We start from the raw sequence: 4,512 nt of genomic DNA, 5'->3' as shown, positions 1-4,512 counted from the left end.
ATCGGAATCAAGCAGGCGCGATCGGCGCGTTCGATGAGCCAGGGCGTTTTTTCGCGCGACCAATTATCGGGCTGCTCGACTTGATGGCCGTTAATGATTTCCTGCTTGAACAAACCAAACTCATAATTAATGCCGTAGCCAAAGCCCGGCATATCGAGCGTCGCAAGCGAATCGAGAAAGCACGCGGCCAAGCGTCCGAGGCCGCCGTTGCCCAGCGCGGCATCGCGTTCCGCCTCACAAATTTCCTCCAAATCAATTTTCATCTTGGTCGCGGCTTTGCTGGTCGACTCGTAGATACCGAGATTGTGCAGATTGTGGCGCAGCAGTTGCCCGATGAGAAACTCCATCGACAGATAATACAAACGCTTCACGTTCTGCTTCTGATAACGCTTCTCCGTCAACAACATACCATCGATCATGCGCTCGCGAATCGCCAACGACATCGCCATGAACAGATCATAATTCGTGGCCTTCTTCCACTCCAGGGCCATCGAATATTTCATGTGATACCGCACGGAAGCGCGCAAGGCTTGCAACAAGCGCTTGCGCTTTTTCTCCGCGGCTTCATTGTTGTTTTGCTGAGGGGCCGGCGTCTCCGGCGAGGCATGTGAGGGTGATTGCTGATTGTGTTGTTCCATCATATGCGACTTCTGCATCCTTTCAGCTTGATCAGTGTCTGCTTCAATTTCGTTTGTGGGCGGAAGGTGAATCGCGCCGGCACGCATTCATTTCGGCGAATTCCGGAGCAATTCCAATTAGATCCAACCACAAATTTTGCGGGTTGGCGCCGCTCAATTCTGTTTGTTGTTTGCGGTTGGACCGGAATGTGATGTTGTTTTGGGACTCAGAGCTGCCAAAGTCCTGATTCAATTCCGTTTTGAATAACAATGGCACATGTTCCATATCCCGCGATTTTCATCGGTGGAACGGCAATCTCTGCCCCGGAATTCGCTGCAGCCGCGACAGCCGCATCGATATCCTTGACGAGAATATAGGGCCGCACCACCGGCTTCTCAGCCTCATGCATTGGAGCCCGAATACCGAGCATTCCACCGTTTGCCAGCCGGGCAGTGCGAGCGTTACCCAAGTTCTGGTCGGCGTTACTGAAGGTCACGCCGTGCATCTTCGCGTAAAGAATACAAGCGGCGTCGACATCTGGCGTTACAATTTCGAGATATTGAATATGCATCACGTCTCCGTTGAGTGTATCGTTTTGGGCCTTTGTCGAAATATGTCAGGTTGGCGCTCTGTGTTCTGAGTTGCAGCAGTCTAATTCAGCCGGCAGCCAGAATTCAGGATGGTTGTAAACAAAAACTCAGAGAACGCCCCGGTATACTCCTCAAGCATATGCCCGCAGCAACCAGTTGACCAATAATGCGAAAAGGTAAAGGCCTACGCCAAACGCCGTGTGATTCATCAGGCTACGCAGCCTTGCCGGCGCAGGGCTTGGCATCTTAGAAGCGGCAAATCCGAACCCGAATGAAGGTTGCATGATAAAAAATGGCGCTACGACTGTAACGACCCCGAAGATGATCGCCGGCATCAGCGTTGGATGTTGAAGCCAGTTGTTGCCGGCGAACGCAACAAAAGCGCCGGCGAACGTGATGCCAATCAGGTAGTGGGCAATCCAACCTACCGGGCATTCGACGCTCTTCCGCGGGGAAGAGGCTATATTCGAATGCGTAAAGATTCCTTCCGGCATATATCGCAGCCAGCGTCCGACGAGGCAAACATTGGAGGGCGTGATCTTGAAAACGTATTTGAGAAACTGCGCCCAAAGATCAAACGTGAGAGTTGCGCCCATACCAATGAAAATCACACGCATGAAAGGAAAGTCTGGATTATTCAAGAGGCACCTGTTGGTTGATTGTCTTTGCCCAGCCAACACACGTGTTGCTCTCGCGAAGCCATCGAAATAAACAAAATTGGCTCTATAATGGCAAGCGAGAACTTGGCCTTGCGCAACTGCTGCAACGCTTCATGGGCGAAAGAGATGGAACATATACCCGGCACGTTTGCGCGTGTTGGATTGTCTACTGCCACAACCGCAGCGCGCTGGTTAAGATCGTTTCAAGATCGCCGTAGCGCGCTTTATAATCGTCCTGGCTGCGCCGGATGATTTCCTCGGCTTCCTCACGATGGTAAATATCTGTAATCTCACACGTGCCTTTCTTTTCGCCGGGCGCTTGCTTGTAGGTGAGAAAGTAATGCCGCAGTCGGTCAATCACATCGGGCGGGCATTCGGAAACATCGCGCCATTGGCCGTAGACGGCGTCACCCTGCATCACGGCGATGATTTTGTCATCAGCCTCATTTTTGTCGATCATGCGCAGCCCGCCGATGGGAATGGCGTGCAGCAAAATGTCGCCATGCGAGATTTGCTTCTCGGTGAGCACGCAAATGTCAATGGGATCGCCGTCGCCGATGATGCCCGTGCGCCCGGTGCGCTGCATGCACAGTTCCGCCACGCGTTCGGCGCAATAGGTTTGCGGAATCAGGCCATAGAGGGTCGGGCAGTGGTTTGAAAATTTTTGTGGCCGGTCAACGCGCAAATGTCCCGTGGCTTTGTCGATTTCATATTTCACGGTATCCGTCGGCACCATTTCGATGTAGGCGGTCACCACCTGCGGGGCGTCCGGCCCGATTTGAATGCCGTGCCAGGGATGGGATTTGTACAACACGCCCATGAGCTGCCAAATCGGATCGGCATTCGCGGCTTTTGCCTTTTTCATGATGGCCTTGGCTTCGATGGCATTCATCATAGAACGAACTCCTTTCTGGTTTTAACATATTCCAAAAGAACATCTTCCTGATTCATAAACTGGTGATGGCACGGCAGAATCACGAGGCGAATTCCATTGCCGGGCGCGCGTCTATCGGGCTGCATATGCCCGGCAACAAGACAAGCCTTGACACAGACGGAAAGGTGATTTTTGCCGCGCTTGCTCGGGTGATTTCTATAAAGGAAAGTTGCTGAAAGGTTGGAATTCCAGACGTATGCCGCCAACAACTGGCGCACGAAGTTGCGTGCGCGCAGCAACAACTTCGCTGTGGCGCGCCCGGTTCGCCGGCGGCGCGGGGGCATCATGGCCAACTCATCCGCTCCGCGGGCGTACCAGAAGACAAGGTCGCGGACACACCTTTTAGCTAACGCTATTTAGTCCTGCTTGGCCGGGGTGAACTCCGGCGGCGGCGCCGCACCCTCGCCAAAGAAAAACGCCTCGGTTTGCTGATCGAGAAAAGCGCTGGCCTTGGGATCCATCAGATTGAGCCGGTATTCGTTGATTAACATGATCATTTGCGCTTTCCACATTTGCCACGCTTCTTTTGAAACGTTGTCAAAAATGCGCTGGCCCAATTCGCCCTTCATCGGCGGCTTCTCCAGACCTTCCATCTCTCGACCGAACTTTACACATTGCACCATACGCGCCATGCCGCTACCTCAAGATTCGATAAAATACGATTGCCGAATTAAAAAACGATTACTCTGCTTCCATGCGTCTGAAAACGGCCGCACGGTTCAATTCACGCCATTCAATCGCGCTCCGCCCACCAGCAATTTCATCCGGGTGGCCAGATACTTTTTCTTTTTGAAGACGCGCAACACCTGCAAATAGCTGTTTAAGACGGCGCCGGTTTCTTGCAACGATTTCGGCACCACTTCGAGATTGATGACGCCGTCATAGCCGTGTTTGAAAACATGTTCCAGAAATTTTTCAATGGGCAATACGCCCTGCCCGAACGGCAAATGCGCATCTTCGTCTTTGATGCAATCCGACATGTGAATGCAGACCACTTGCTTGGCAATTGCGTTGAAACGCTCGAAAATGTCTTCACCGCGCAGAAATGCGTGCGCCGGATCGAAGCACAAACCGATCAGTTTCTTCTTGAGAATCTTCTTGGTCATATCCACCAAACGGTCAAAATCCTTGACATTCCAGGCTTCGATATTCTCCAAAATGACCGGCACTTCAAGACGCTGCAAGTTTTCATAAAGATATTCCAGGGCGTCATCGGCCAGCTCTTCGTTTTGGGTTTCGGGCGGATGCGCAACGCAGTAGAGCAAATTCAAATCATGGCGATGCTGATTGAGCAAGGCAATAGTTTCGTCAATTTTCTCCTTGGCCTCAAAAGAAGAAAAATCGAATCCGTGTTCGCCGATCAACGGCAGGTGAAAGCCCGCTGCCATGCCGTTCATGTTGGCGATGACGGAGTTGAGATCGCGAAAAACGGTGGGATTGAATTCGACAAAGCCGACGCCCAACCGCCGCACGAGGGCAAGCAACTCTCCCGGTTTTTTTCCGCCAAAATCACTGATCGTCAAACCTACTTGCATCGTTCCTCATCTCCTTAATTTTATTTTATGCTCTCCCGCGCCAGCAGGTAAATCCAATTCGCGCCCAACGCAACGGCGGCGATGCGGCGCACGATCGTGAGAGGCGCAGCGTGAAGCCGGTTCAAAATGTTTTTGTTGGCAACGGTTGCGGCGAGCAACACGCCGGCCGCAACGAA

The 4,512-nt window shown here is 52.5% G+C and carries 7 protein-coding genes; all 7 read right to left on the bottom strand.

Annotation, left to right across the window (positions count from 1 at the left end):
• A partial coding sequence (locus FBQ85_27040; protein MDL1878790.1) for a glycogen/starch/alpha-glucan phosphorylase occupies positions 1–638 on the bottom strand: 638 nt, incomplete at its 3' end.
• Positions 639–844: 206 nt separating this feature from the next.
• Positions 845–1,189, bottom strand: a complete 345-nt coding sequence (locus FBQ85_27035) for a hydroxylase (GenBank protein MDL1878789.1) — start codon at positions 1,187–1,189, stop codon at positions 845–847.
• 150 nt (positions 1,190–1,339) lie between these two features.
• The gene (locus tag FBQ85_27030) at positions 1,340–1,825 is read right to left on the bottom strand and encodes a DUF2938 domain-containing protein (GenBank protein ID MDL1878788.1); all 486 of its coding nucleotides are present in this window, start codon (positions 1,823–1,825) and stop codon (positions 1,340–1,342) included.
• 208 nt (positions 1,826–2,033) lie between these two features.
• Entirely contained in the window at positions 2,034–2,687 is a 654-nt protein-coding gene (locus tag FBQ85_27025; GenBank protein MDL1878787.1) for an inorganic pyrophosphatase, read from the bottom strand.
• A 71-nt stretch (positions 2,688–2,758) separates the two neighbouring features.
• Positions 2,759–3,088 (bottom strand): hypothetical protein, encoded by a 330-nt coding sequence (locus FBQ85_27020; GenBank protein MDL1878786.1) that lies wholly within the window; start codon positions 3,086–3,088, stop codon positions 2,759–2,761.
• Positions 3,089–3,157: 69 nt separating this feature from the next.
• Positions 3,158–3,433, bottom strand: coding sequence for an oxidative damage protection protein (locus tag FBQ85_27015; GenBank protein ID MDL1878785.1), 276 nt, complete (start codon positions 3,431–3,433; stop codon positions 3,158–3,160).
• An 87-nt stretch (positions 3,434–3,520) separates the two neighbouring features.
• A complete protein-coding gene (locus FBQ85_27010) occupies positions 3,521–4,336 on the bottom strand; it encodes a sugar phosphate isomerase/epimerase (protein MDL1878784.1) in 816 nt (271 codons plus the stop codon).
• Positions 4,337–4,512 lie beyond the last annotated feature (176 nt).

Source organism: Cytophagia bacterium CHB2, from assembly GCA_030263535.1.
GTDB lineage: Bacteria > Zhuqueibacterota > Zhuqueibacteria > Zhuqueibacterales > Zhuqueibacteraceae > Coneutiohabitans.
The sequence above is the reverse complement of the archived record's forward strand: the minus strand, read 5'-3'. Positions and strand labels throughout refer to the sequence as shown.

Excerpts from the sequence above, each read along its gene's own strand:
- FBQ85_27035 (MDL1878789.1), bottom strand. The coding sequence starts at position 1,189 with ATGCATATTCAATATCTCGAAATTGTAACGCCAGATGTCGACGCCGCT.
- FBQ85_27010 (MDL1878784.1), bottom strand. The coding sequence starts at position 4,336 with ATGCAAGTAGGTTTGACGATCAGTGATTTTGGCGGAAAAAAACCGGGA.
- FBQ85_27015 (MDL1878785.1), bottom strand. The coding sequence starts at position 3,433 with ATGGCGCGTATGGTGCAATGTGTAAAGTTCGGTCGAGAGATGGAAGGT.
- FBQ85_27030 (MDL1878788.1), bottom strand. The coding sequence starts at position 1,825 with ATGCGTGTGATTTTCATTGGTATGGGCGCAACTCTCACGTTTGATCTT.
- FBQ85_27020 (MDL1878786.1), bottom strand. The coding sequence starts at position 3,088 with ATGATGCCCCCGCGCCGCCGGCGAACCGGGCGCGCCACAGCGAAGTTG.
- FBQ85_27025 (MDL1878787.1), bottom strand. The coding sequence starts at position 2,687 with ATGGGCGTGTTGTACAAATCCCATCCCTGGCACGGCATTCAAATCGGG.